At 70.1% G+C, this 23,037-nt stretch carries 18 protein-coding genes and 2 pseudogenes; 11 read left to right on the top strand and 9 right to left on the bottom strand.

Going from position 1 to position 23,037, the window contains the following annotated elements; translation table 11 throughout:
- Positions 1-3: 3 nt before the first annotated feature.
- Positions 4-1,500 (top strand): family 2 encapsulin nanocompartment cargo protein terpene cyclase, encoded by a 1,497-nt coding sequence (locus ABKA17_RS35920; protein ID WP_353696537.1) that lies wholly within the window; start codon positions 4-6, stop codon positions 1,498-1,500.
- Positions 1,501-1,515: 15 nt separating this feature from the next.
- On the top strand, positions 1,516-2,391 hold the full coding sequence (locus ABKA17_RS35925) for a geranyl diphosphate 2-C-methyltransferase (protein WP_353696538.1): 876 nt from the start codon (positions 1,516-1,518) through the stop codon (positions 2,389-2,391).
- Between the two features lie 74 nt (positions 2,392-2,465).
- Here ABKA17_RS35925 and ABKA17_RS35930 read toward each other — a convergent pair whose 3' ends face one another.
- The 5 genes from ABKA17_RS35930 to ABKA17_RS35950 form a co-directional block, all read right to left on the bottom strand.
- Positions 2,466-4,202 (bottom strand): amylo-alpha-1,6-glucosidase, encoded by a 1,737-nt coding sequence (locus ABKA17_RS35930; protein ID WP_353696539.1) that lies wholly within the window; start codon positions 4,200-4,202, stop codon positions 2,466-2,468.
- 39 nt (positions 4,203-4,241) lie between these two features.
- The gene (locus ABKA17_RS35935; protein WP_353696540.1) at positions 4,242-5,066 is read right to left on the bottom strand and encodes a carbohydrate ABC transporter permease; all 825 of its coding nucleotides are present in this window, start codon (positions 5,064-5,066) and stop codon (positions 4,242-4,244) included.
- Complete coding sequence (locus ABKA17_RS35940; protein WP_353696541.1) at positions 5,063-6,046, bottom strand: carbohydrate ABC transporter permease; 984 nt, start codon at positions 6,044-6,046, stop codon at positions 5,063-5,065. The genes ABKA17_RS35935 and ABKA17_RS35940 overlap by 4 nt, the downstream gene beginning before the upstream one ends.
- Positions 6,047-6,066: 20 nt before the next feature.
- Positions 6,067-7,314 (bottom strand): sugar ABC transporter substrate-binding protein, encoded by a 1,248-nt coding sequence (locus ABKA17_RS35945; protein ID WP_353696542.1) that lies wholly within the window; start codon positions 7,312-7,314, stop codon positions 6,067-6,069.
- Positions 7,315-7,479: 165 nt separating this feature from the next.
- A complete protein-coding gene (locus ABKA17_RS35950) occupies positions 7,480-8,493 on the bottom strand; it encodes a LacI family DNA-binding transcriptional regulator (protein WP_353696543.1) in 1,014 nt (337 codons plus the stop codon).
- 418 nt (positions 8,494-8,911) lie between these two features.
- On the opposite strand from ABKA17_RS35950, the gene ABKA17_RS35955 reads away from it, so the two are divergent.
- Positions 8,912-12,565 carry a LamG-like jellyroll fold domain-containing protein gene (locus tag ABKA17_RS35955; protein ID WP_353696544.1) on the top strand — a complete coding sequence of 1,218 codons (3,654 nt, stop codon included), beginning with the start codon at positions 8,912-8,914 and terminating at the stop codon, positions 12,563-12,565.
- Between the two features lie 184 nt (positions 12,566-12,749).
- On the opposite strand, the gene ABKA17_RS35960 is transcribed toward ABKA17_RS35955, so the two are convergent.
- Positions 12,750-13,184, bottom strand: a complete 435-nt coding sequence (locus tag ABKA17_RS35960) for a DoxX family membrane protein (protein WP_353696545.1) — start codon at positions 13,182-13,184, stop codon at positions 12,750-12,752.
- Positions 13,185-13,249: 65 nt separating this feature from the next.
- Here ABKA17_RS35960 and ABKA17_RS35965 point away from each other — a divergent pair, with 65 nt between their 5' ends.
- Both ABKA17_RS35965 and ABKA17_RS35970 read left to right on the top strand, forming a co-directional pair.
- A complete protein-coding gene (locus ABKA17_RS35965; RefSeq protein WP_353696546.1) occupies positions 13,250-13,948 on the top strand; it encodes a helix-turn-helix transcriptional regulator in 699 nt (232 codons plus the stop codon).
- Between the two features lie 60 nt (positions 13,949-14,008).
- The gene (locus tag ABKA17_RS35970) at positions 14,009-14,380 is read left to right on the top strand and encodes an STAS domain-containing protein (protein ID WP_353696547.1); all 372 of its coding nucleotides are present in this window, start codon (positions 14,009-14,011) and stop codon (positions 14,378-14,380) included.
- A 12-nt stretch (positions 14,381-14,392) separates the two neighbouring features.
- Here ABKA17_RS35970 and ABKA17_RS35975 read toward each other — a convergent pair whose 3' ends face one another.
- The 3 genes from ABKA17_RS35975 to ABKA17_RS35985 form a co-directional block, all read right to left on the bottom strand.
- Complete coding sequence (locus ABKA17_RS35975; RefSeq protein WP_353696548.1) at positions 14,393-15,265, bottom strand: ANTAR domain-containing protein; 873 nt, start codon at positions 15,263-15,265, stop codon at positions 14,393-14,395.
- Positions 15,266-15,267: 2 nt separating this feature from the next.
- Positions 15,268-15,528 carry a hypothetical protein gene (locus tag ABKA17_RS35980; RefSeq protein ID WP_353696549.1) on the bottom strand — a complete coding sequence of 87 codons (261 nt, stop codon included), beginning with the start codon at positions 15,526-15,528 and terminating at the stop codon, positions 15,268-15,270.
- Between the two features lie 189 nt (positions 15,529-15,717).
- Positions 15,718-16,329 (bottom strand): TetR/AcrR family transcriptional regulator, encoded by a 612-nt coding sequence (locus tag ABKA17_RS35985; RefSeq protein WP_353696550.1) that lies wholly within the window; start codon positions 16,327-16,329, stop codon positions 15,718-15,720.
- 249 nt (positions 16,330-16,578) lie between these two features.
- Here ABKA17_RS35985 and ABKA17_RS35990 point away from each other — a divergent pair.
- From ABKA17_RS35990 to ABKA17_RS36015, 6 genes and pseudogenes are all read left to right on the top strand, one after another.
- A pseudogene (locus ABKA17_RS35990) lies at positions 16,579-17,547 on the top strand (sedoheptulose 7-phosphate cyclase); the annotation flags it as partial.
- A gap of 286 nt (positions 17,548-17,833) precedes the next feature.
- On the top strand, positions 17,834-18,898 hold the full coding sequence (locus ABKA17_RS35995) for a 3-oxoacyl-ACP synthase III family protein (protein WP_353696551.1): 1,065 nt from the start codon (positions 17,834-17,836) through the stop codon (positions 18,896-18,898).
- An 80-nt stretch (positions 18,899-18,978) separates the two neighbouring features.
- A pseudogene (locus ABKA17_RS36000) lies at positions 18,979-20,103 on the top strand (MFS transporter); the annotation flags it as partial.
- Positions 20,103-21,095 carry a zinc-dependent alcohol dehydrogenase gene (locus tag ABKA17_RS36005; RefSeq protein WP_353696552.1) on the top strand — a complete coding sequence of 331 codons (993 nt, stop codon included), beginning with the start codon at positions 20,103-20,105 and terminating at the stop codon, positions 21,093-21,095. The pseudogene ABKA17_RS36000 and the gene ABKA17_RS36005, both read left to right, overlap by 1 nt.
- On the top strand, positions 21,088-21,903 hold the full coding sequence (locus tag ABKA17_RS36010) for an SDR family oxidoreductase (RefSeq protein ID WP_353696553.1): 816 nt from the start codon (positions 21,088-21,090) through the stop codon (positions 21,901-21,903). Before ABKA17_RS36005 ends, ABKA17_RS36010 begins: the two co-directional genes overlap by 8 nt.
- A complete protein-coding gene (locus ABKA17_RS36015; protein ID WP_353696554.1) occupies positions 21,900-22,799 on the top strand; it encodes an NADP-dependent oxidoreductase in 900 nt (299 codons plus the stop codon). The genes ABKA17_RS36010 and ABKA17_RS36015 overlap by 4 nt, the downstream gene beginning before the upstream one ends.
- Positions 22,800-23,037: the final 238 nt, after the last annotated feature.

Here is a 23,037-nt window from a genome sequence, read left to right on the forward strand (position 1 = left end):
TAGATGCCCGATCCCGGGCCCCGTGGCCCCTTCATCCCCGAGCAGCACTCGAGGCAGACCACCACCGCGCCGGACGTCCCCACGCCGAGGGTCCCCGATCTTCCCGTCGCAGCGGCAGCCTTCGGCCTCGCGGCGGTATCGCATCCGCCGATCGCTGCCCCGCCCCCTCTTGCGCCCCTTTCCCCACCGATCATCGACACGCCGTCTGCCACGCCTCCCGTACCCGCCAGCGAGCCAGCCCCTCGGCCGGTGCTGGGCGGACCGACCGGCCTCGGCACGACGTCGCTGTCCCTGGCACGCGGCTCGCAACCGACCTCTCCAACACAGCCAACGCCGCCACCCTCACCACCGCCGGTCGCCGCCACCGACCCGACCCCACCCCCCGCACTCGACCCGGGCCTTCAGCGGCTCCTGGGCGGCCCGGTCGGCCTGGGCACGGCCTCGCTGTCCCTGGCCCGCGCTCCACATCGGCTGCTGTCAGAACCCGTCCCGGTGCCCCCGGTCTCCGCGCCGCCCGCCGAGGGCGAGGCCGTGCCCGGCCTGTACCACCACCCGGTGCCGGAGCCCGACCCGGTCCGTGTCGAGGAGGTGAGCAACCGCATCAAGCGCTGGGCCGAGGACGAGGTGCAGCTCTATCCCGAGGAGTGGGAGGGCCAGTTCGACGGCTTCTCCGTCGGGCGGTACATGGTCGGCTGTCACCCCGACGCTCCCACGGTCGACCACCTGATGATCGCCACCCGGCTGATGGTCGCGGAGAACGCCGTCGACGACTGCTACTGCGAGGACCACGGCGGCTCCCCCGTCGGCCTCGGCGGACGTCTCCTCCTGGCGCACACCGCGCTCGACCCGCTCCACACCACCCCGGAGTACGCGCCGGCGTGGGAGGAGTCGCTCGGCTCGGACCCACCGCGGCGCGCCTATCGCAGCGCGATGGACTACTTCGTCCGGGCCGCCTCGCCCTCGCAGACCGACCGCTACCGCCACGACATGGCCCGGCTGCACCTGGGCTACCTGGCCGAGGCCGCCTGGGCCGAGACCGATCACGTCCCGGAGGTGTGGGAGTACCTGGCGATGCGCCAGTTCAACAACTTCCGCCCCTGCCCCACCATCACCGACACCATCGGAGGCTACGAACTACCAGCGGACCTTCACGCACGGCCCGAGATGCAACGGGTCATCGCGCTGGCCGGGAACGCGACCACCATCGTCAACGACCTGTACTCCTACACCAAGGAACTCGCCAGCCCCGGCCGTCATCTGAACCTGCCGGTCGTCATCGCCGAACGGGAGAAGCTCTCGGACCGCGACGGCTATCTCAAGGCGGTCGAGGTCCACAACGAACTCATGCACGCCTTCGAGGCGGCAGCGGCCGACCTCGCCGCGGCCTGCCCCCTGCCCCCCGTGGTGCGCTTCCTCAAGGGCGTGGCCGCGTGGGTCGACGGCAACCACGACTGGCACCGCACCAACACCTACCGCTACAGCCTGCCCGCCTTCTGGTAAGGAACGGACACCTCTGTGACCACAGAAATCACCCCCACCGTCTCTGCGACGATCCCGGCCCCCGCGACCCCCTACCAGGGGGACATCGCCCGGTACTGGAACAACGAGGCGAGGCCGGTGAACCTGCGCCTAGGTGACGTGGACGGTCTCTACCACCACCACTACGGCATCGGCGACATCAACCATGCCGCTCTCGGCGACCCGGAACACAGCGAGTACGAGAAGAAGCTCATCGCGGAACTGCACCGACTCGAGTCCGCCCAGGCCGAAGTCCTCCTGGACCACCTCGGTACCGTCGGCAGCGACGACACTCTCGTCGACGCCGGCTGTGGGCGCGGCGGATCCATGGTCATGGCCCACCAGCGCTTCGGCTGCAAGGTGGAGGGAGTCACCCTGTCCGCCACCCAGGCCGAGTTCGGCAACAGGCGGGCCCGGGACCTGCGGATCCAGGACCATGTGCGCTCCCGGGTGTGCAACATGCTCGACACTCCCTTCGAGAAGGGCAGCGTCACCGCCTCGTGGAACAACGAGTCGAGCATGTACGTCGATCTGCACGACCTGTTCGCCGAGCACTCCCGCTTCCTCAAGGTGGGCGGCCGGTACGTGACCATCACCGGCTGCTGGAACCCACGCTACGGCCAGCCCTCGAAGTGGGTCTCCCAGATCAACGCCCACTTCGAGTGCAACATCCACTCCCGCCGTGAGTACCTGCGGGCCATGGCCGACAACCGGCTCGTGCCGCAGACCGTGGTCGACCTCACCCCGGACACACTGCCCTACTGGGAGCTGCGGGCCACGTCCTCACTGGTCACCGGGATCGAAGAGGCGTTCATCGAGTCCTACCGCGACGGCTCCTTCCAGTACGTGCTGATCGCGGCCGACCGCGTCTGACCGGCCCGTAACCGGGAACTTGGCTTTCTCCCCCTCATGAACGACGGGGAGAAAGCCAATGTGCGTCCGGACGGTCAGCTGTCGGCTCGGTGCGCGTGCGCCTGCGCGAGGAGGAGGTAGCTGCTGGCGGTCCACGTGTAGGCGCGGTCGCGCAGGCCCGTACCGGTGAGGGCGTCGAAGTTCTCGGCGAACCCGTGGGTCTCGCACAGGGCACGGAAACGGGCGCTGATGTCGTCGGCGAGCCGATCGTGACCGGCGCGGCGCAGCCCGTCCTCGACGAGGACCGTCGCGGGGGCCCAGATCGGGCCGCGCCAGTAACCGTCGGCCAAGTAGTGCGGTGACGTGGGCAGTTCGGTGGCCAGGCCGTACGGCGTCAGGTGGGCCTTGATGCGGTCGGCGAGCGTACTGGCGATCTCGGCGGGCAGGTGCTCGCCCAGCGCGATGGGCATCAGGTCAAGAAGGCCGGCGCTGCCCCAGGCGTCCCCGGTACCGGCCGAGCGGGCGACGAACCTGTCCCCGGTCCAGAGCTGGTCGAGCAGGGCGGACTGTGTCTCCTCGGCCGCGGCATGCCATCGGTTCGCCTCGTCCGGTCTGTTCAACACCGTTGCCAGGTCGGCGAGTTCGTGCATCTGGAGAGCGAGGAAGGCGGCCAGGTCGGCGGTGACGACCACGCGTTCGGGGTCGAAGGTGGTGGCGTTGTCCCAGCCGCTGTCGTTGCCGTGCTGGTAGTGGGGAAGGTCGGCGCCGGGGGCGCGGCGGGCGGTGAGCCAGAAGCCGGTCCAGCGTGCCAACCGCTCGTACGCTTCGGTCAGTTCGGCCTCGTCGAGGGGCACTGGCAGTCGGCGGCGCAGGTGGCCGAAGGCCCAGCCGTGGATGGGCGGCTTGACGAAGTTGTAGAGGACCTCGGAGTGGGTGACCGAGTCCGGCAGGGCACCGCTGTCGTCCTGGTGGTCGAAGGGCAGGTGGAACTGGTCGCGGGCCAGTTCGGGGCAACCGGACGCCAGGGCCAGGGCGTTGAAGCAGTGGTCCCAGCTCCAGACCTTGTCCATCCAGTGCTTGGACATCAGCACTCCGGGACGGGTGACCAGGCCCTTCGCCGCCACGGTCGCCGACCAGACGACGTAGGCGGCCAGTTCGGCGGCCGGGGTGGCGGCCGAGCGCCAGGGGGCCACGGCGTCGACGAAGGCGGCGAAGGCTCCTCGCGCGGACTCCACGATCTCGTCGAAGGAGGCCGAGGAGGTGTACGGCGGTCTGGCTGTGTCGAGTTCCTCGATCGCGATCTCCCAGCCGCCGTCCGACTGCGCGGTGACGACGACACCGCGCTCGCCGCCGCCCAGGGCCTGGTCTCCGGCCGCGCGGGCGATCGTGCCGGACAGCACGGTGACGCGGTAACGGCGTCCGGTCTCGTAGGAGGTGAAGACGTACCCGTCCGACGCCGGATCGTGGAAGAAGTACGTCCCGCTGAACGGGGTCAGCACGGGTGCGGCGGCGAAGGCGCCGAAGTCCAGGCCGCGTCCCCGCAGCCGTACGGTGTCCGGTGTCTCGTAGGCGAGGTCGACGCGTCCGCTCGCGGCGATCCAGCTCAGCAGGCCCGGCGTCGCCTCGACGCGGGTCTCCGCGCGGACGGCCGATGCCGTGTCCAGGGGGGCCAGGCGCAGAACGGCGTGCATGCCGTTCTGGTGCGAGACGAGGTGGAGGTCCTCGGCGTACGTCTTCTCCGCGATCACGGGCGAGATGTCGAACCAGGATCCGTAGGTGCTGAACGGGATGTCGTGGACGGAGAAGGCCGGGCCGGAGGGGGCGGCGGTCATGGGGCGTGACTCGTTTCTCGAGCAGGGGGCTGGTGGGGCTCAGTCCTTCACGGCACCGGCGGTCACGCCGGCGGCGACGTAGCGCTGGGCGAGGACGAGGATGACCGCGGCCGGCAGGGAGGCCATGACCGCGGTGGCCATGATGGCGTTCCACTCCTGGTTGTTGTTGCCGATGTAGTGGTAGATGCCGAGGGTGATCGGCTCATGGGTGCCGCCGTTGACCAGGGTGCTGGCGAAGACGAAGTCGGACCAGGACCACAGGAAGGCGAAGAGGGAGACCGTGACGACGGCGTTGCGGCTGATCGGCAGGACGACGGACCAGAAGGTGCGCAGGGCTTGGGCCCCGTCGACCTGTGCGGCCTGGAGCAGCTCGCGCGGGATGCCGGACATGAACGCGGTGAAGATCAGGACGGCGAAGGGGACGGCCAGGGTGGAGTCGGCGATGATCAGGCCGGGGACGGACTGGAGCAGACCGAGCTGGAGGTAGATGGCGTAGAAGCCCATCGCCATGATGATGCCGGGGATCATCTGCGCGGCCAGCAGGACGAAGCTCAGGATGCCGCCGCCGCGCGGGCGGAGCTTGGCCAGGGCGTAGCCGGCGGGCGCGGACAGGGCCACGGTCAGGACGACGGTGCCCAGGCCGATGACGAGACTGGTGCCGAGGTAGGGCAGTTGCTCGTCGAGGACGGTGCGGTAGCCGGCAAGGGTGCCGTGGGTGGGGAACAGGTCGGGCGGGCTCTTGCGCATGTCCTGGTCGCGGGTGAAGGAAACGTTGATCATCCAGTAGACCGGGAAGAGCATGATCGCGGTCAGCAGGACGCCGATCGTGGTCTTCCCCCACGTACGGCTGCGGGTTCGGCTCATGACAGCGCCTGCTTTCTCTGCGCCCGGACGTAGATCAGACCGAAGACCAGGGCGGCGACGACGAGCAGGTTGCCCACTGCCGCTCCGGGGCCGAAGGCGGGCAGCAGGTTGCCGAAGCCGAGCTGGTAGGACCAGGTGGCGAAGGTGGTGGAGGAGTCGGCCGGGCCGCCCTTGGTCATGATCCAGATGATGTCGAAGACCTTGAGGGTGTAGATCAGCCCCAGCAGCAGGGTGATCGCGGACACCGGGCGCAGCAGCGGGAAGGTGATCCGCCAGAACCGCTGCCAGGCGTTCGCGCCGTCGATGGCGGCAGCCTCGTACAGCGAGGTCGGGATGGACTGGAGGCCGCTGTAGAGCACGACCAGGTTGAAGGGGACGCCGATCCAGATGTTCGCGATGATCACCGAGGTCAGTGACCAGGACGGCGAGGTCAGCCAGTTCACCGGGTCGAAGCCGAGGCCGCTCAACAGGGCGTTGACGACGCCCGATTCACTGTTGAGCATCCACGACCAGGTGGAGGCCGAGACGATCAGCGGCAGCAGCCACGGGACCAGGAACAAGGCGCGGAGCGTGGCCGAGAGCCGGAAGTTCTGGTGGAAGAAGACCGCGAGGGCGAGCCCGATGACGTACTGGAAGACCAGGCATACGGCGGTGAACACCACGGTGTGCAGCAGGGCCGGTGCGAAGGTCGGGTCGTCGAGGATCTCGCGGTAGTTGTCCAGGCCGATGAAGGGCGCGTCGCCCTGGACGAAGGAGCGGACGGTGTAGTCGCGCAGGCTCAGGTCGAGGTTGCGGTAGAGCGGATAGGCGTAGAAGAGGGCGAGGTAGAGGGTCACCGGGGCGAGGAAGCCCCAGGCGGCCCACTGGGTGGAGGCGGGGCGGCGGCGCTTGCCGCTGCCGTCCGGGGGTGGGGCGGCGGCCGCCCCACCCTTCTGGACGCCCTCGGACCGGCGGTCCGGGAGCTGTGTCGTGTGGTTCATCAACGACCCTTGTGGTCGGGTTACTTGACGGCGGACTGGGCCTCGGACAGCGCGTCCTCGGGCGACTTGGAGCCACTGAGGGTGGACTGGACGGCCTTCCACAACTGCTCGGAGATCTTGGGGTACTTGGTGCCGAGGTCGTCGCTGGTACGGCCCTTGGCCGCCTTGACCGCGTCGACCCACGGCTTCAGGTCGGCGTTCGCGGCCACCTGCTTGTCCTGGACCTCGCTGGTGGGGGCCACGTAGGACAGCGTGGTGTCGGTGTCGTAGAGGTTGTCGCCGCTGGTCAGGCAGGTGACCAGCTTCTGGGAGGTGGCGTAGCGGCCGCTGTCGTCCTGGACCGGGATGGTGACGAACTCGCCGCCGGTGGGGGCCGCCGCGCTGCCGCCGGTGGCGCCGGGGATGGGCAGCACGCCGAAGTCGAAGCCGGCCTTCTTGGCGCCGGCGAGCTGCCAGGTGCCGTTCTCGGCGAAGGCGTAGTCGCCGGTCGTGAACTCCTGCCAGCTGGTGGTCTGGGTGTTGTTGAGGACCGAGTTGGGGGCGTAGCCGTCCGACAGCCAGTCCTTCCACAGGGTCAGCGCCGAGACGCCCTGTGCGGAGTCGAGTTCGGTGAGCTTGGCGCCCGAGCCCCAGAACCAGGGCAGGAACTGGAAGCTGCCCTCCTCGGTGCCGATGGCGGAGAAGGTGATGCCCTTCTTCCCGGCCTTCTTCACCTTCGCCAGGGCCGCCGTCAGCGAAGGCCAGTCCTTGATCGAGGCGACGTCGACGCCAGCCGCCTTCAGGACGTCCTTGTTGTAGTAGAGGGCGAGGGTGTTGGCGCCGATCGGGGTGCCGTAGGTCTTGCCGCCCGACTGGCCGGCCGCGAGCAGGTTGGGGTCGACCTTGGAGGTGTCCAGCTTGTTGTCGTCGGTCGTGGTGAGCACGCCCGCCTCGGCCATGGTCGACACCACCGGGTTGTCGACGATGAGGACGTCCGGGGAGTTGCCCTGCTGGGCGGCCAGCAGGGTCTTGTTGCCCAGGTCGCTGGTGTCGAAGGCGGTTCGCTTGACCTTCACTCCGGCCTCGGTGCCGCACTTGTCCAGCAGCTTGGCCCAGTCGGAGGACTTGTCGAACTGCGGGTAGGGGTCCCAGATGGTGTACGTGCCGCTGCCGGCGTCCTTGGTGTCGCTGCTGCCGGAGCCGGAGGAGCAGGCGGTGGCGGTGACGGCCACGGCGAGGGCGGTCACGGCCGCGGCGGTCAGACGGCGCTGTCTGGAGGAGCTGTTCATCGCGAGGGTTCCTTTGTTCTGGGCATGCGGGTGCCGCGGGCACGGGTGGGTGAGGGCATGGGGTGCCGAGGGCACGGGGTGGTGAGCGGGAGCGGGCACGGCGAACAGCGCGGTGAGCGTTCGGGCGCCCGGTGAGGTGAGGTGAGGTGGACTACGGGGGTGGGGTCAGGAGGCCGAGCCCGGCCCGGTGCTGGCCCGCAGGGAGATGGGCGGTACGAGGAGATGGTGCCGGGGCGGCGTGTCGGGGTGGTCGAGCCGCTCCACCAGCAGGTCGACGGCGAGCCGGCCCATCTCCTCGGCCGGTACGTCCGCCGCGGTGAGCTGCGGGGTCACCGTCTCCGCCCACCGGCCGGCGACGACTCCGGTGACGGAGAAGTCGCGCGGCACATGGCGGCCCGCCCGGGCGAGCCCCCGGTACAGCCCGCCGAGGGCGGCCTCGTTCAGGGTGACCAGTGCCGTGGTGGCGGGGTCGTCGTGCAGGATGCGTTCCACGCAGGTCTGGCCGGAGGCGGCGTCGTCCCCGCAGCAGTACGTCCGGACGGTGAGCCCGCGTTCGGCGGCGGCCTTGGTGAAGCCGTCCAGACCGCGGTGCGCGGACTCGTACCCGGCCCGTAGCAGCTGCTCGGGGCGGTTGACGAAGGCGATCCGGCGGTGGCCGAGATCCGCCAGGTGGTGCACACACGCCGCGGTCAGCGCGGTGTGGTCCAGGCCGACCCACCAGCTGCCCTCCAGGTGGGCGGTGCGGCCGATGGCGACGGCGGGGAAGTCCAGGGCGGCCAGGTGGTCGACCCGGTCGTCCTGCAGTCTGATCTCCATCAGGATCGCGCCGTCGACCCGCCGTTCCCCCAGCAGCCGCTGGAACGAGCGATCGCTGTCCACGCCGCTCGGGGAGAGCAGGACGTCGTAGTCGTAGGCTGCCGCGGCCTCCACCACACTGCCGATGAAGTCCAGCTGCATCCCTGTGTAGTGGTTCCCGGCCGGCGGGAACACCAGGCCGATCGTGCTGGTACGCCCGTTGGCCAGGGCACGCGCACTGGCGTTGGGCCGGTAGCCCAGCTCGTCGATGACCTCCTGGATCTTCCGGCGGGTGTCGTCGGAGACCGGACGCTTGCCGCTGAGCGCATACGAGACGGTGCTCCGCGAGACACCGGCTCGCCGGGCGATCTCACCGATGTTCACGGGTGGCTCCTTGCTCGAACCGGTTCGGCTCCTCGGTGGAGACAGTACTCGCCGGTCGTGAGAGTAGAAGGGTGAAACGGGGGTGGAACGTCTGCGAGGGCCGATCGTCGAACCGGTTCGCGTGAAGTGAAGGTAGGAACATGCCGGACGCCTGTCAACACCTCCGGCGGCAACTTTCCCGTCCGTCAGAAAGCCGGATTTCTTCGTGCCTGGGGGATTGCTGGCCAGGATTCCCGGTGCTAGCTTCCCCGAACCGGTTCGATGAAGTGATCCTTCCGACGACCCCACGCCGGTTCCGCACCTCCCTCGGAGCCACAGAGGCGCCAACCCCCCGCCGCCCAGCAAGTTCCCCGTTGCCCCACTCCCGAGATCGAACCGGTTCGACGCACCCGACACTCCAGGATTGAGGACGCAATCCATGCCACCCGCTGACAGATCAGCCCAGCGCCGCGCCCCGGCCGCCGTGGCGCTGGCCCTCGGCGCCGGCCTGCTGGCCGCGCCCGCCTCCCCCGCGCAGGCGGCCGAGACGCCGCAACCCATCGCCCACTACACCTTCGACCAGGACGATCCCGCCTCCGGGAAGATCACCGACACGTCCGGCAACGGCCTGACGGCGACCCTGGTGAACGGCTCCACCGCCCAGTCCGTCGACGGCGCCACCGGCGGCAAGGCGCTCGCTCTGCCCGGCGGCGCACCCGACTCCGACGGCGCGTACGTCCGCCTCCCCCGCGAAGTCGTCGGCGACGCGGCCGACCTGACGGTCTCCGCCCGCGTGAAGTGGAGCGGCGACAAGTCGTCCTGGCAGCGGATCTTCGATCTGGGCACCAACACGACCAAGTACCTCTTCGCCACCCCGTACAACGGCAACGGGCTGCTCCAGACCTCCGTGACCACCGGCGGAGGAGGCGCGGAAGCACAGGTCCGCGGTTACGCGCCGCTCCCCGCCGACCAGTGGCGGACCGTCACCGTCACCCTCGACACCTCCGCCAAGCGGCTCACCACCTACCTCGACGGCGTGGCGGTCTCCTCCACCGCGACCAGCATCAAGGCCAAGGACGTACTGGACACTTCGGCCACCGCCGCCGGCTACATAGGCAAGTCCTTCTGGCCGGACCCGCTGCTCAAGGGCGCGGTCGACGACTTCACGGTCTGGCACTCGGCGCTGAGCGCCGAGCAGGTGGCCGGTACCGTCGGAACCGTGCCGACCGTTCAGGAGCTGTCCAAGACGTCCTTCGACGTCCGTACGACGACCGGCACCGCGCCGGCCCTCCCCGCCGCCGTCCGTGCCACCTTCTCCGACGGCTACGACCGCGACGCGCCGGTCACCTGGGACGCCGTGCCGTCCGACAAGTACGCCCGACCGGGCACGTTCACCGTGGCCGGAACCGCGGCCGGGCGCGCCGTGAAGGCCACCGTCACCGTGGTCCGCGAGGGGGCTCTGACCGTCGACCTCGCCTCGGACACCGGCGCGTTCCACGGCGGCGCGTCCGGCACGCTCTACGGCGTGTACGGACCGGACGTCCCCACCAACAACCTCATCGAGGGCATGGGCCTGCGCACGGTCTCCACGAAGGCCCAGGACGGCCCGCAGCATCCGGGGGCCGACGCGCTGGAGGTGGTGAAGCCGCTGGCCGACTCCACCGACGGCGACGTGTACATCTACATGACGGACATCCACCGTGGCTTCCCGTACGAGTGGCCCGGCGACACCCCCGCGGAGAAGCTGAAGCTCTACGAGGAGAAGATCGCCAAACAGGTCGACCAGGTGCTCCAGCTGCCGAAGCAGTACCAGGACAACATCGTCTTCGTGCCGTTCAACGAGCCCGAGGGCAACATGTTCGGTACCGGTCAGTGGAGTTACAACAAGGTCAGCTGGCTGAACGATCCCGACGACTACTTCGCCGCCTGGGACTCCGCCTACAAGCTGATCAAGGGCAAGATGCCGGACGCGCGTATCGCCGGCCCCAACACCAGTGTTCTCTACGACCAGGTGAAGGGCTTCCTCACGCACACCCTGGCCGCCGGCACCCTCCCGGACGTCATCACCTGGCACGAGCTGAGCCACCCGGAGGCGGTGCGGCAGAGCGTCGCCAAGTACCGGGTGTGGGAGAAGGAGTTGTTCAAGGGCACCGCGCGTGAGGGCACTCAACTCCCCATCAACATCAACGAGTACGCCTTCAACTACCACACCTCCGTCCCCGGCCAGATGATCCAGTGGGTGTCCGCGATCGAGGAGTCCAAGGTGGACGCCGACATCGCGTACTGGAACATCGACGGCAACCTTTCCGACTCCGCGGTGCAGTCCAACCGCGGCAACGGCCAGTGGTGGCTGCTGAATTCATACGCCTCGATGAGCGGGCACACGGTCGCGGTGAACCCGCCGTTCCCCGGCCAGAACTACACCATGCAGGGTGTCGCCACCCTCGACGAGAAGAAGAAGCAGGCGCGGCTGGTCTTCGGCGGCTCCACCGGCAAGGGCCACATCACCTTCGCCGGCGTCCCCAAGAAGGTCTTCGGCAAGAGCGTGCACGCCTGGGTCCGCGAGATCGACTGGAGCGGCCAGATCGGCGACAACTCGGGACCGAAGCTGCTCACGGAGACGAATCTGAAGGTCGGCGCCGACGGCACGGTCTCCGTCGACTTCGGCGACGGCACGCTGCCGACGCTGAAGGAGTCGTCGGCGTACGAGATCGTCCTGAGCCCGGCCGGGGAGGCGAAGGGCACGCAGACCGCGCCGGTGCGCTGGCAGGGTTCGTACGAGGCGGAGGACGCGGCGCACACGGGGTCGGGCTACTCGAAGAACGGTCCGGAGGGCTCCACGAGTGATGTGTCGAAGTTCTACACCTCCGGCGGCTACGACGTCGGCGGTCTGCGTACCGGCTCGGACGTCACGCTTGACTTCAGCGTGGACGTCCCCGAGGACGGCACGTACGACTTGAGCGTCTTCGCCAACTCCCTCAACACCTTCGACAAGGTGAAGGAGCAGGGGCCCACCAACGTCTTCCTCCGGGTCGACGGATCGGCGGCCACCGAGCAGGAGTTGTCCATGCCGCTCGGCTACAAGTGGGTGGTGTGGGACCACACCGACACCAAGGTGAAGCTGACCAAGGGCAAGCACACCCTGACGCTCGCCGCCAAGAGCCTGGACGGCAAGCGGGTCACGAAGGGCGACGCGATCGTGGACCGGCTCACGCTGTCCCTGCCGAGCGCGACCGCCGACACCCGGGTGTACGAGGGCGAGTTGGCCTGGCTCGGCGGCGGAGCGCGCTCGGTGTACGACGTGCCGAAGCGGGCGGCCACCGGATCGGGCGCGGCCCGGCTGGCGAAGGGCCAGACGGCCACGTTCTGGGTCTACTCCCCCGCCGACCGCGAGGCCACCCTCGACATCGGCACCCTCGGCGGCGCGAACGGCCGGGTCTCGGTCAACGGACACGAGGTGCTGCGGCTGTCCAAGGACCGGCGTGCCGTGGCAGTCTCCCTCTCGGGCGGCGTCAACAAGGTGACGGTGACCGGCGGTTCGACCCCGACGCTCGTCGACCGGATCACGGTCACGCCCACCGAGGGCGCGCTGCCGGTGCGGACGTACGAGGCACAGGACGCGGCGCTCGCCGGTACGGCGAAGCTCGCGCCCCTGTCGCTCGCCACCGACGGTACGGCGATCACCGGCATCGGCGGCGACCCGGGCAATGGCAACACCGCGACGTTCAAGGTCGCCGCGGACAAGCCCGGTCTGTACGCGCTGCGCATCCGCTACTCCAACCCCGAGCAGTCCGAGGCCACCCACTACAACCCGGACCCGCTCGCCCGGCACGCGGACATCTCCGTCAACGGCGGCGCGATCCAGCGGGTCGGCTTCCCGCACACCTTCCACCAGAACGACTTCTGGGAGCTGACCGTCCCGGTCCAGCTGAAGAAGGGACAGAACACGGTCTCCTTCCGGTCCGAGGAACTGCCGAACTTCGACGGCAAGACGTACGCCTCGGACACCTTCCCCGGCGTGCTGCTGCGCTCGCGCTACGCCCCGCTGATCGACCGGATCGCCGTGGCGCCGTACGCACGGGAGGTGCGCTGAGGAAATGACCACCGGCGGCGACGCCAGGCGCACCACGGTCGGATAGCGGGCACCTCCTCCCCCAGGCCCCCTCGACAGGTACGCGCGCTCCGCCTCCGGTAGGCACACGCCACGCCCGGTTCCGCCTCGATCGGCGGAACCGGGCGTCGCAGCATGCGCAGCGCGCCGCCCTCGCTCGCGCCGTTCAGTGCTCCCGCTTGCCGTGGTAGTGCTCGGCGAGACGTGCGAGTGCGACGGCGGCGAGGAGGAGGCCGAAGTCGCGCAGCGCGATGTCGTAGTAGTCGGGGATGGTCAGGAGGTTGACGATGATGCCCGCCAGCCAGCCGGCCACCAGCCAGGCTCCGAAGCGGGGCGCGACGGCCACGGCGACACCCGCCACGATCTCGATCACGCCGACGGCGTACATGGCTGCCTGGGCGCTGCCGGGAACGACGTCGTCGATCCACGGCGCGAGGTAGGCGGGCCAGTCCACGAGCAGGTTGGCGAACTTGTCCAGCCCGAACAGGATCGGCGCCACCGCGAACGCGGTGCGCAGGATTGCGAACGCCTGATAGCCGGGGTCGGCGAGCAGCTCACGCCGCGGGGTGGCGGCCGTGGCGCCTGTGGATACGGAGGCCATGACGACCCTCTCCTTCTATCGACAACTCTCATTACTTATAGAAGCCCCGTTCCCTTCTTTAGTCAATGGCTGTTGGTTTTACACTGGTGTTCGTGGACGACCCGATGGAAGTACGCGATGCCGATGTCTCCGCCGTCGCCGCTCTCGATGAGCCGACGCGCAGGAGGCTGTACGACCATGTGGTGCGCCAGCCCGAGGCCGTGAGCCGTGACGACGCGGCCGCCGCGCTCGGCCTGGCCCGCCAGACCGCCGCGTTCCATCTCGACCGCCTGGCCGATGAGTCACTGCTCGACGTGGTCTACGAGCGGCGCAGCGGGCGGGCGGGGCCGGGGGCGGGCAGGCCGGCCAAGCTGTACCGGCGTTCGACCAAGCAGATCGCCGTCAGCTTCCCGGACCGGCGCTACGAGCTCGCCGGGCGACTCCTCGCCCAGTCCGTGGAGGAATCCGCGGCGACCGGCGCACCGGTGCGGGAGGTACTGCACCGCAAGGCCGAAGAACTCGGCGAACAGTTGGGCGAGCCCGGCGGTGGAGGTCTTTTCGATCTGCTGGAGCGGTACGGGTTCGAGCCACGGCACGAGGAAGGTGCCATCGAGCTCGGCAACTGCCCGTTTCACGCCCTGGCCCGTGAGTCGACCCAGACGGTTTGCGGCATGAACCTGCATCTGCTGCGTGGTGTCCTGCACGGGCTGGGCGAGCGCGAGTACACGGCCTGTCTGTCACCCCGCCCGGGCCGGTGCTGCGTCCGCCTGGAGCCCGTCGCGTGATCGCGCCGGCTGGAACGCCCACGTGATCTACCCATCGCACCCGGCTGGGATACTGGTGCGATGAGTAACGCCGACGACGACAAGAGACCCTCCGACCAGGTCAACGGGCTCACCCCGGAGCAGGCCGGTGTGGTGCAGTACGAGCGCGACGGAGTGTGGGTCGTGGTCGCGCACGGCAACTACGACATGAACTCGCTCCCTCCGCTCGCGGAGGCGTTGCAGACCGCGGCTCCGAAGCGCGCCAGGGTCGTGGTCGATGCCGCCGACGTCACCTTCGCCGATTCGACGTTCCTGAATCTCCTGCTGGACATTCACCGCCGGACCGAGCTGCGTCTGGCCGCGCCGCCTCCGCACCTGCGGCGCGTACTGGAGCTGACCGGGGCCGATACGGTGCTCGACATCCGTGCCACCGTGGAAGACGCCGTGGCCTGACCCTCTCGGCATTCACGTCCTGCGGAGGGGATCGAGCACCGATGCGGGTGGCAGGGTGCGGCGCATGATTTCGTGGGCCGTGGACACCAGACCGCAACCCTGGTGGGCCGCGTAGGCGCGGAGGGCCGAGTGCGCCTCGGTCATGGTGAGTCCGCAGCTCTCGGCGAGCATGCCGGAGGCGACTTCGACGACGGCCTTGTTGGCGACGGCGGCCTGGGTGCGCGTGTCGATGTCGGTGGTCCGCAGCCGATCGGGATCCCAGTGCACCAGGGCCAGGGCCGCGACGTCGGCCAGGGCCTGCGCGAGGCCCAGATCGGTGTCCGGCAGTAGCCTGGGCCGGCCCAGCAGGAGGTTCACCGACCCGATCAGTCGACGGTCGACCCGCAGCGGCAGCGCGTGTGCGGCGCGGTAGCCGCAGCGCTCCGCCAGTGGCGCCCACTTCGGCCACCGATCACCCTCGGCGCGCAGGTCGGGTGCGTCGACGGGGTGGCTGCCGCGGAAGCAGTCCAGGCAGGGCCCCTCGTCGGTGTGCAACTGGAACAGTTCCACCAGGGCGGCGGTTCGTCGGTGACGGCCATGGTCCGCAGCTCGCCCCGGCTGTTGGCCATCATCACGCCGACCGCGTCGGCACCGACGATCTCCACACAGTGCCGCGCCAGGCGCTCCAGGAGGATCACCGGGTCGACGTCCTCGGCCAGGCAATCGGCGAGGTCGACGAACGCGCCGGCGAGCTGGGCTTCGCGGTTCATCACTGTTCACCGTCCTCTGCGCTGCCAGGCCGGTCGTCGCGCGAGGCGTACCCCGGGGTGAACCTCCGTGTGATCGGCCTGTGCGGCAGAAAGACGCTACTCCGTCCCACAGTGCTTCGGGGCGAAGTGTGCGCACGGTCAGGCGGCGGCGGTGAACGCGGTGGCGATGGCGGTGTCGGCGCGGGCGTGGACGACCAGGCGGAACCCGCTGGTGACGGCGTTGGCCTCGAGAAGACGGCGTGCGGCGGCGCTGGCGGTCGCGACGGACATGACGACGCCGAGGTCCCTGCACATCCGGTGGACGCGCAGTACGACGCTGATCACCGCGCCCACCGCAGCCCCGTCATCGAGAACGATGACGACGGGCGTCGGCTTGTACGCGTGGATGAGATCGCTCATACGCGTCAGGAGAAGGGCCCGGCGGCTGACGCCGGGGTTCTCGTGGACTCTGATGACGAGCACGCCCCGCTCAAGTGAAGAGGACAGCATCACGACTCCCAAGGCTTCGCTGACGGATCACCCATACTCGGACTACCCCGTACAACTTCGGCAATGCATCGCACAACGGGCGACCGCGAGGCCAGGCCCTCAGCGCTCCCCGAGCAGTACGCGCACCGACTCCCACGCCGTGTCCGCGACCGGCCGCAGCGCCTCGGCTGTCGCGCCGTCGCGGGCCCGATGCGACATGCCCTGGATGATCACCCCGGTGAACTCGGCGATCGCGCGGGCGTCAGTGCCCTCGGGGAGGGCGCCCGCGTCGATGTCGGATCTGATGCAGGTCTCCAGGCGGTCGATGTTGGCGTTGCGCAGATCGCGGAGCCGGTCGGCGACCTGCTGGCCGGCGTCGGAGACCCGGGTGGCGGAGCCGATGACCAGGCAGCCACCGGGACCGTCGATCTGGGTGTAGACGTCGGCCGCCTCGTACAGCAGGCGCCGGATCAGCGCGGCGGAGGCCTTCTCCTCCTCGAAGGCGCGCTGCATGAAGCTGCCCCGGCCGTTGTTGTAGAACTCGACGGCGGCGAAGAAGAGGCCCTCCTTGCTGCCGAAGGCGGCATAGAGGCTGGGGGCGTTGATCCCCATCTCCCGGGTGAGGGTGGCCACCGAGGTGCCGTCGTAACCGTGCCGCCAGAAGGCGAACATGGCCTTCTCCAGGATGTCTTCGAGATCGAACTTACGGCCCTGGCCGCGTACGCCTGCCATCAGGTGCTCCCACGTCGTTGGTGAGCGTGCTCTGTCGGGGGGCGCGGCCGGGACGCGGCTTCACGCCGGTGTGATCCATTATTCATGTAGCGATCGATAAACGAATGATAGTGTCGCCGAGCCGGTGAGAGGAATCGGTACGCCGAACAGGCGTGATTCCTCGCCGCACCTTCATGCGCCCCGCGGCGCGGCGACAGAGAGGTCGCCGACCGCGCCGCATCATGCCTGCACACCGTGAGGACTCTCTCCATGCACAACAGTGCGTCTTTCACCGATGGCTTAACCCGCCGTCACTCCGCCTCCCCCACCTGGACCGTGGAGGCCATCAAACAGGTCAGGTACCACGTCGTCGAGGCGTCCGGCCTGTTCGAGCCCGACAGCACTCTGCTGCTCACGGGCTGCGCGGACGCCCCGCTGCGACCCGGCGACCGGCGTCTGGTGGTGATCGACTCCACCGTTCACACACTCCACGGGGAGCGCATCGCCCGCTACCTGGACCATCACGGCATCGACGTCACCCTCCTTCCCTTACGCGCGGACGAGAGCGTCAAGCGGTGGAACCTGGTGACGGACGTGGTCGACGCGATGAACGACTTCGGCATCGACCGCAGACGCGAACCCGTGATCGCCATCGGCGGCGGCGTCCTCCTCGACGTCGTCGGACTGGCCGCCAGCCTGTACCGGCGCGGCACTCCCTACATCCGGATACCCACCACACTCGTGGGCCTGGTCGACGCCGGCGTCGGCGTGAAGACCGGGGTCAACTACGGGCAGGGCAAGAACCGGCTCGGCAGCTACGCGCCGGCCGTGGCCACCTTCGTGGACCGCTCCTTCCTCACCACCCTCGCCGCGCGTCACCTCTCCAACGGCCTGGCCGAGATCCTCAAGATGGCGCTGATCAAGTCGGAGGAACTCTTCGGCCTCCTCGAGGACTTCGGGCCGCTGCTGATCGAGGACCGCTTCCAGGGAAGCACCCCCGCGCTGGAGTCAGCGGCCCGTCAGATCGTCTCCGAGGCCATCCAGTTGATGCTGGAGGAACTCCAGCCCAATCTGTGGGAACAGTGCCTGGAACGCTGCGTCGACTACGGGCACACCTTCAGCCCCACCATCGAGATGGAAGCGCTGCCGGAGCTGCTGCACGGTGAGGCGGTCGCCGTCGACATGGCGCTCACCACCGTGATGGGACGCGGCCGCGGCGATGTCACCGACCACCAGGCCCAGCGCGTACTGGCGCTGATGGACCGACTGCGACTGCCGCTGTGGACCGACGTCCTGGCCCGCCCCGGAATCCTGGACGGCGCCCTCGCCGACACCGTGCGCCACCGCGACGGACAGCAGCGGCTCAGCGGCTGCCGCTGCCCGTCGGCATCGGACACCACCGCTTCGTCAACGACGTCACCCCCGAGGAACTCGACACCGCGCTCAAGGAACTGCGCACCGCGCAACGCCGGACCGGCCAGGACTTCGCGCCGGCCGCCGAACTCGTCAGGGCCGGTGAGGCAGCGTGAAGTGGGACAGCCTCTACATCGAGGGCTTCGGCTCCTATCTGCCCGAAGAGCGGGAATTCGCCGCCGAGATGGTGGCCAACGGACGCTACGACCGGGTCGAGCACCGCAAGACGGGCCAGGTGTCGGCCGCCGTGGCCCGGCCCGAACGCGGCGAGAGCGCCCCCGAGATGGCGGTGTCCGCCGGACGCGCCGCGCTCGCGGACGCCGGTACCGACCCCGCCGACATCGATGTCCTCGTCCACGCGGTGGTGCTGCACAACGGCCTGGAGGGCTGGAACTGCGGGGCCTATCTGCAGAGCGAGCTCGCCATAGAGGAATGCATACCGATCGAGATACGCACCGCCTGCGCGGGCGCCGTCGTCGGGATGGAACTCGTCGGCCGCTGGTGCGCGGGCTCCGGCAAGGGCATGGTCACCGCCTCCGACGCCTGGCAGCTGCCGCTCTTCGACCGCTGGGCCTCCGACAGCGGACTGGTCTACGGCGACGGCGCGGGCGCCCTGGTCCTCGGCCACGACGGCGGCCCCTTCCGGGTCCTGTCGACCTCCGTGGTCAGCGACCCGCTGCTCGAACGGATGCACCGCGGCAACGATTCCCTGGCGATGCCGTACTACGGCGCCGACGCCCCCATCGACCTGCGCCGACGGGTCGCCGCATTCGCCGAGGCCCGCAGCACCGAGGAGTTCTGGACCCGGAACACCGCCGCACTCTCGCGCTGCGCCGAGACCGCGCTCGCCGACGCCGACACCGCGCACCCCGACATCGCCCACGGGCTGGTGCCCAACTTCGGCCGGGTCCTGCTGCGCAAGCAGTGCTTCGGCCCGCTGAAGATCGACGTCGGCCAGACACTCGCCGAACGCGGCTGGGAGATCGGGCACACCGGCGCCGCCGACCCGGTCGTAGGCCTCGACCTGCTGCGCCGCACCGGCACCCTCACCCCGGGCGACCGGCTGCTGCTCACCGGCATCGGCGTCGGGTTCACCTGGGGCTGCGCGGTCCTGGAGTACACCGGCGCACCCGCCCACACCACCGAGACGAACGACACGAAGGGGGCTGTCCGTTGACCGCCACCACCAGGACCGAGACACCGACTCCCGCACCGGCGACCGGCGCCAACGCCGCCGTGCTCTGGATGCTGCTCGCCGTGTTCGGCGTCGGCACCGTCGAATACCTCGTGGCCGGCGTCCTGCCCGAGATCGCGGGCGACGTCCACGTCTCCGACGCCACCGCGGGCCTGTTGGTGACCGTCTACGCGGTCACCGTGATGATCGGCGGTCCGCTGCTCACCATCGTCACCACTCGGGTGCCGCGCACCGCCCTGATCATCGGCTCCATGGCGGTCTTCGTCATCGGCACCCTCGGCACCGCCCTGGCCCACAGCTTCGCGCTCCTGGTCGTCTTCCGGATCGTCACCGCGCTGCCGCACGCCACGTTCTTCGCCCTCTGCCTGGTCCTCGCCACCTCGCTGGTGCCGCCGGAGTTCCAGGGCCGGGTGATCGCCCGGGTCTCGCTCGGCCTCAACCTGGCCACCGTGCTCGGCGTGCCGCTCGGCACCCTGATCGGCGGCGAGTTCGGCTGGCGGACCTCCTTCGTGGTGGTCGCGGTCTTCCAGACCCTGGTCACCGTGGGGCTCGTGGCCGTCACGCGGCGCGCCCCGAGCCGTCCGGCCGGATCGATCTCCACCGAACTCACCGTCTTCACCCGCCCCTCGGTATGGGCCGCCCTCACCCTCACCGCGCTCAGCCAGGCCGCCCTGTTCGTCGTATTCACCTACATCGCGCCCTACCTCCGCGACCACACCGGCTTCTCGTCCGGCCATGTCACCCTGCTGCTCTTCGTCTTCGGCATCGGCTCGGTGGTCGGCAACCAGCTCGGCGGCCACTTCGCCGACCGCTCCATCGACCGCACCCTGTTCGTCGCCCTCGGCGCGCTCACCGTCGCACTCGGTCTGCTCGCGCTGTTCGGCTCGCACACCTGGTTCACCGCACCCTGGCTCTTCGTCCTCGGCGCCGCGGGCTTCTCGATCATCCCGCCGCTGGCCTCCAAACTGATCACCGCGGCGAGCGAGGCTCCCAACCTCGCGGCCACGGTCAACATCGCCGGTTTCCAGCTCGCGAACGCCGCCGGCGCCTGGATCGGCTCGTCCACCCTCTCCCTCGGTGCGTCGCTGGGGTCGCTGCCCGCCGTCGGCGCCGCCCTCGCGCTGGCCGCCGTCCTCGCCCTCACCCTGGGCACGCGCCGCACCAAGGTTGCAGGTGAGGGCCGTTGATGCGGGCCGCCGTCATCGACAAACCGCACACCGCGACCCTGGTGGAGACCGCCCGCCCGGCCGCCGGCCCCGGTGAGGTCCTGGTCAGGATCGCCTACGTCGGCCTCTGCGGCAGCGATCTGGAGCTCCTCCACGGCACCTCCCCCTACCTCGCCGACGGGCGGGCCGCCTTCCCGCACCGGTTCGGTCATGAATGGGTGGGCACCGTCGAGGAGTTCGGCGCGGGCGTCACCGGGCTGCGGCACGGCGAGGTCGTCACCGGCTCCACGATGATTCCCTGCCAGTCCTGCCGTTCCTGTGCCTCCGGCCACCGCAACCTCTGCACCGAGTTGCGCGAGGTCGGCCTGTACGGCTGGGCCGGCGCCGCCGCCGAGTACCTGGTGATGCCCCGTCACGCGCTGGTCCCGTTCGGGCCCGGCACGGAGCGTCCGCGCCCGGAACACGTCCTGGTCGAGCCGCTCGTCACCGTCCTGGAAGCGGTGCGCGCGGCCGACCCCCGGCCCGGCGACCAGGTCCTGATCGTCGGCGCGGGCACCATGGGCAGCCTCGCCGCCGCCGTCCTCGCCCGCTACCCGGTCACCGTCGACATCGCCGAACCCGGCGGCGTCGGCCACCTCCCGCCGGACAGCCACCGCGACCGGTTCACCCGCACCGCCGACGCCCCCACCGGCTACGACCTCGTCCTGGAGTGCTCCGGCGCCCCCGGCACCCTCACCGCCGCGCTGGACCGGGTGCGCCCCGGCGGTCTGTGCCTGCTGGTCGGCGTCCCCACGAGTACCGAGACCGTCGACCCCGGCCGGATCGCTCTCAACGGGATCCGTATCGCCGGAGTCCGGCACGGCGTCGACCACTACGCCCGGGCCGTCGCACTCGTCGACGAACTCGCCTCGGGCCTGGTCGACCAGGTGATACCGCTCGACGAGGTCGCCCGCGCCTTCGACGTGCTCCAGCACGGCCGGACCCGCCCCAAGGTGGTGCTGAGCCTTGTCTGACGTCCACACCACACTGATCACCGGCGCGAGCAGCGGCATCGGCCGGGCCACCGCCCGCGCGCTCGCCCGCCCCGGCCACCGGCTGCTGCTCGGCTACGCCACCGGCGAGGACCGGATCCGCCGGATCGCCGCGGAACTGGAGGCCACCACCGGCGCCGAGTGCGTCCCCGTCCGGGCCGACCTGCGTGACCCGGAGGTCGCGGTCGACAGTTGCATGGCCGCCGTCGAGCGGGCCGGCCGTATCGACTGTCTGGTCAACAACGCAGGCATCAACGACCGCAGCGCCGCCGACGCCCTTGAACTCAAGCGCGCCGACGAGGTGTTCGCCATCAACGCCCTCGCCCCCATGGCGCTCGCCTCCGCGGTGGGCCACCACATGATCCGAGGCGGCGTCCGGGGCAGCATCGTCAACGTCACCTCCGTCCATGAGACCGTGCCCATCACCGGCGGCGCGCTCTACTGCGCCAGCAAGGCCGCCCTGGGCATGATCACCAAGGTGCTCGCCCTGGAGTTCGGCCGGTACGGCATCAGGGTCAACTCCGTCGCGCCCGGCGAGACCGCGACCGCCATGAACGGCGTCCACGACGAGGACGCCTACCGGGAGATCTCCCGCCCCGACATTCCGCTCGGACGACCGGCCGGAGCCGAGGAGATCGCTTCACTCATCGCCTACCTGGCCGGGCCCGGCGCCGGCTACCTCACCGGCGCCTCCGTCCTGGCCGACGGCGGACTCGCCCTGACCGCGGCGGAGGCCAACGCCCGCCACGCCTTCACCACCGTTACCCCGAGGGAGAACACACCGCGATGAAAGCCGTCACCTTCCACCACACCGGCGCCCCGGACGTCCTGACCCTCGCCGACGTGCCCGAACTGCCCCTCGGACCGCGGGACATCCGCGTCACCGTCACCGCGGCCGCCGTCAACCCGGTCGACCTCAAGACCCGCTCCGGCTTCCTCACCCTGAACCTGACCTACCCGGCCGTCCCCGGCTGGGACGTCTCCGGCGTCGTCACCGAGACCGGCGACGAGGTCACCCGGTTCACCGTGGGCGAGCGGGTCATCGGCATGGTCGCCCAACCGGCGCACCGCTACGGCACCTACGCCGAACAAGTCACCGCCGACGCACGCCTCTTCGCCCACGCCCCGACCGGAGTGCCGCTGGAGGAAGCCGCCGCGCTCCCGCTCGCCGGACTCACCGCCGTACAGACCCTGGCCAAACTCATGCTGCCGCCCGGCGCACCGGTGCTGGTCACCGGCGCCGCCGGCGCGGTCGGCCGGATCGCCGTCCAGCTGCTGCTCGCCGACGGACACCCGGTCGACGCCCTGGCCCGGCCCGACGACGCCGAGCCGCTCAAGGCCCTCGGCGTCACCACCGTCCATACCCGGACCGAGGATCTCCCCGAGGCCCGCCACACGGCCGTCGTGGACACCGCGGGCGTGGCAGCCTCGATCCGCGCCGTCGCCGACGGCGGCCAGTTCGTCGCCATCGACGACAACCCCCAGCCGGAGCCCGAGCGTGGCATCACCCCGCGCAAGAGCTACGTCGACGAGAACGGCGACCAGCTCCAGACCCTGAGCGACCTGGTCACCGCGGGCCGCCTCACGGTGCCGGTCGGGCGCCGCCACGCGTTCGCCGACGCCACCCGCGCCCACCAGGAGTTCGGCGCGGGCGGCCTGCGCGGCAAGGTCCTGCTGCTGCCGTGACCCGCCCGCACCCGACATCGGCCGCGCGCCCGGCCACCCACCAGCGCGCGGCCCCGACTCCGGCCACCGGCCCGTATGCGTACGCGGCCGTAGGCGCTGGCCCGTTTGCGTACGCGGCCCTCCGCAGAGTCCCGGCGACCGGCCCGTACCCGGCGCCGGTCACAGACCCCCGACCCGGCCCCGGTCCCCAGCCCTCACACCCCCGGGTCGTCACTTTGGCCCCGCACCCACAAGGAGC

It is taken from the genome of Streptomyces sp. RG80, assembly GCF_040446465.1.
Lineage (GTDB): Bacteria > Actinomycetota > Actinomycetes > Streptomycetales > Streptomycetaceae > Streptomyces.

Coding starts and splice junctions, on each gene's coding strand:
- ABKA17_RS35960 (WP_353696545.1), bottom strand. CDS start 13,184: ATGGCCTCCGTATCCACAGGCGCCACGGCCGCCACCCCGCGGCGTGAG.
- ABKA17_RS35965 (WP_353696546.1), top strand. CDS start 13,250: ATGGCTGTTGGTTTTACACTGGTGTTCGTGGACGACCCGATGGAAGTA.
- ABKA17_RS35930 (WP_353696539.1), bottom strand. CDS start 4,202: ATGACCGCCGCCCCCTCCGGCCCGGCCTTCTCCGTCCACGACATCCCG.
- ABKA17_RS35945 (WP_353696542.1), bottom strand. CDS start 7,314: ATGAACAGCTCCTCCAGACAGCGCCGTCTGACCGCCGCGGCCGTGACC.
- ABKA17_RS35935 (WP_353696540.1), bottom strand. CDS start 5,066: ATGAGCCGAACCCGCAGCCGTACGTGGGGGAAGACCACGATCGGCGTC.
- ABKA17_RS35980 (WP_353696549.1), bottom strand. CDS start 15,528: ATGAGCGATCTCATCCACGCGTACAAGCCGACGCCCGTCGTCATCGTT.
- ABKA17_RS36015 (WP_353696554.1), top strand. CDS start 21,900: ATGAAAGCCGTCACCTTCCACCACACCGGCGCCCCGGACGTCCTGACC.
- ABKA17_RS35920 (WP_353696537.1), top strand. CDS start 4: ATGCCCGATCCCGGGCCCCGTGGCCCCTTCATCCCCGAGCAGCACTCG.
- ABKA17_RS35985 (WP_353696550.1), bottom strand. CDS start 16,329: ATGGCAGGCGTACGCGGCCAGGGCCGTAAGTTCGATCTCGAAGACATC.
- ABKA17_RS35940 (WP_353696541.1), bottom strand. CDS start 6,046: ATGAACCACACGACACAGCTCCCGGACCGCCGGTCCGAGGGCGTCCAG.
- ABKA17_RS35970 (WP_353696547.1), top strand. CDS start 14,009: ATGAGTAACGCCGACGACGACAAGAGACCCTCCGACCAGGTCAACGGG.
- ABKA17_RS36005 (WP_353696552.1), top strand. CDS start 20,103: ATGCGGGCCGCCGTCATCGACAAACCGCACACCGCGACCCTGGTGGAG.
- ABKA17_RS35955 (WP_353696544.1), top strand. CDS start 8,912: ATGCCACCCGCTGACAGATCAGCCCAGCGCCGCGCCCCGGCCGCCGTG.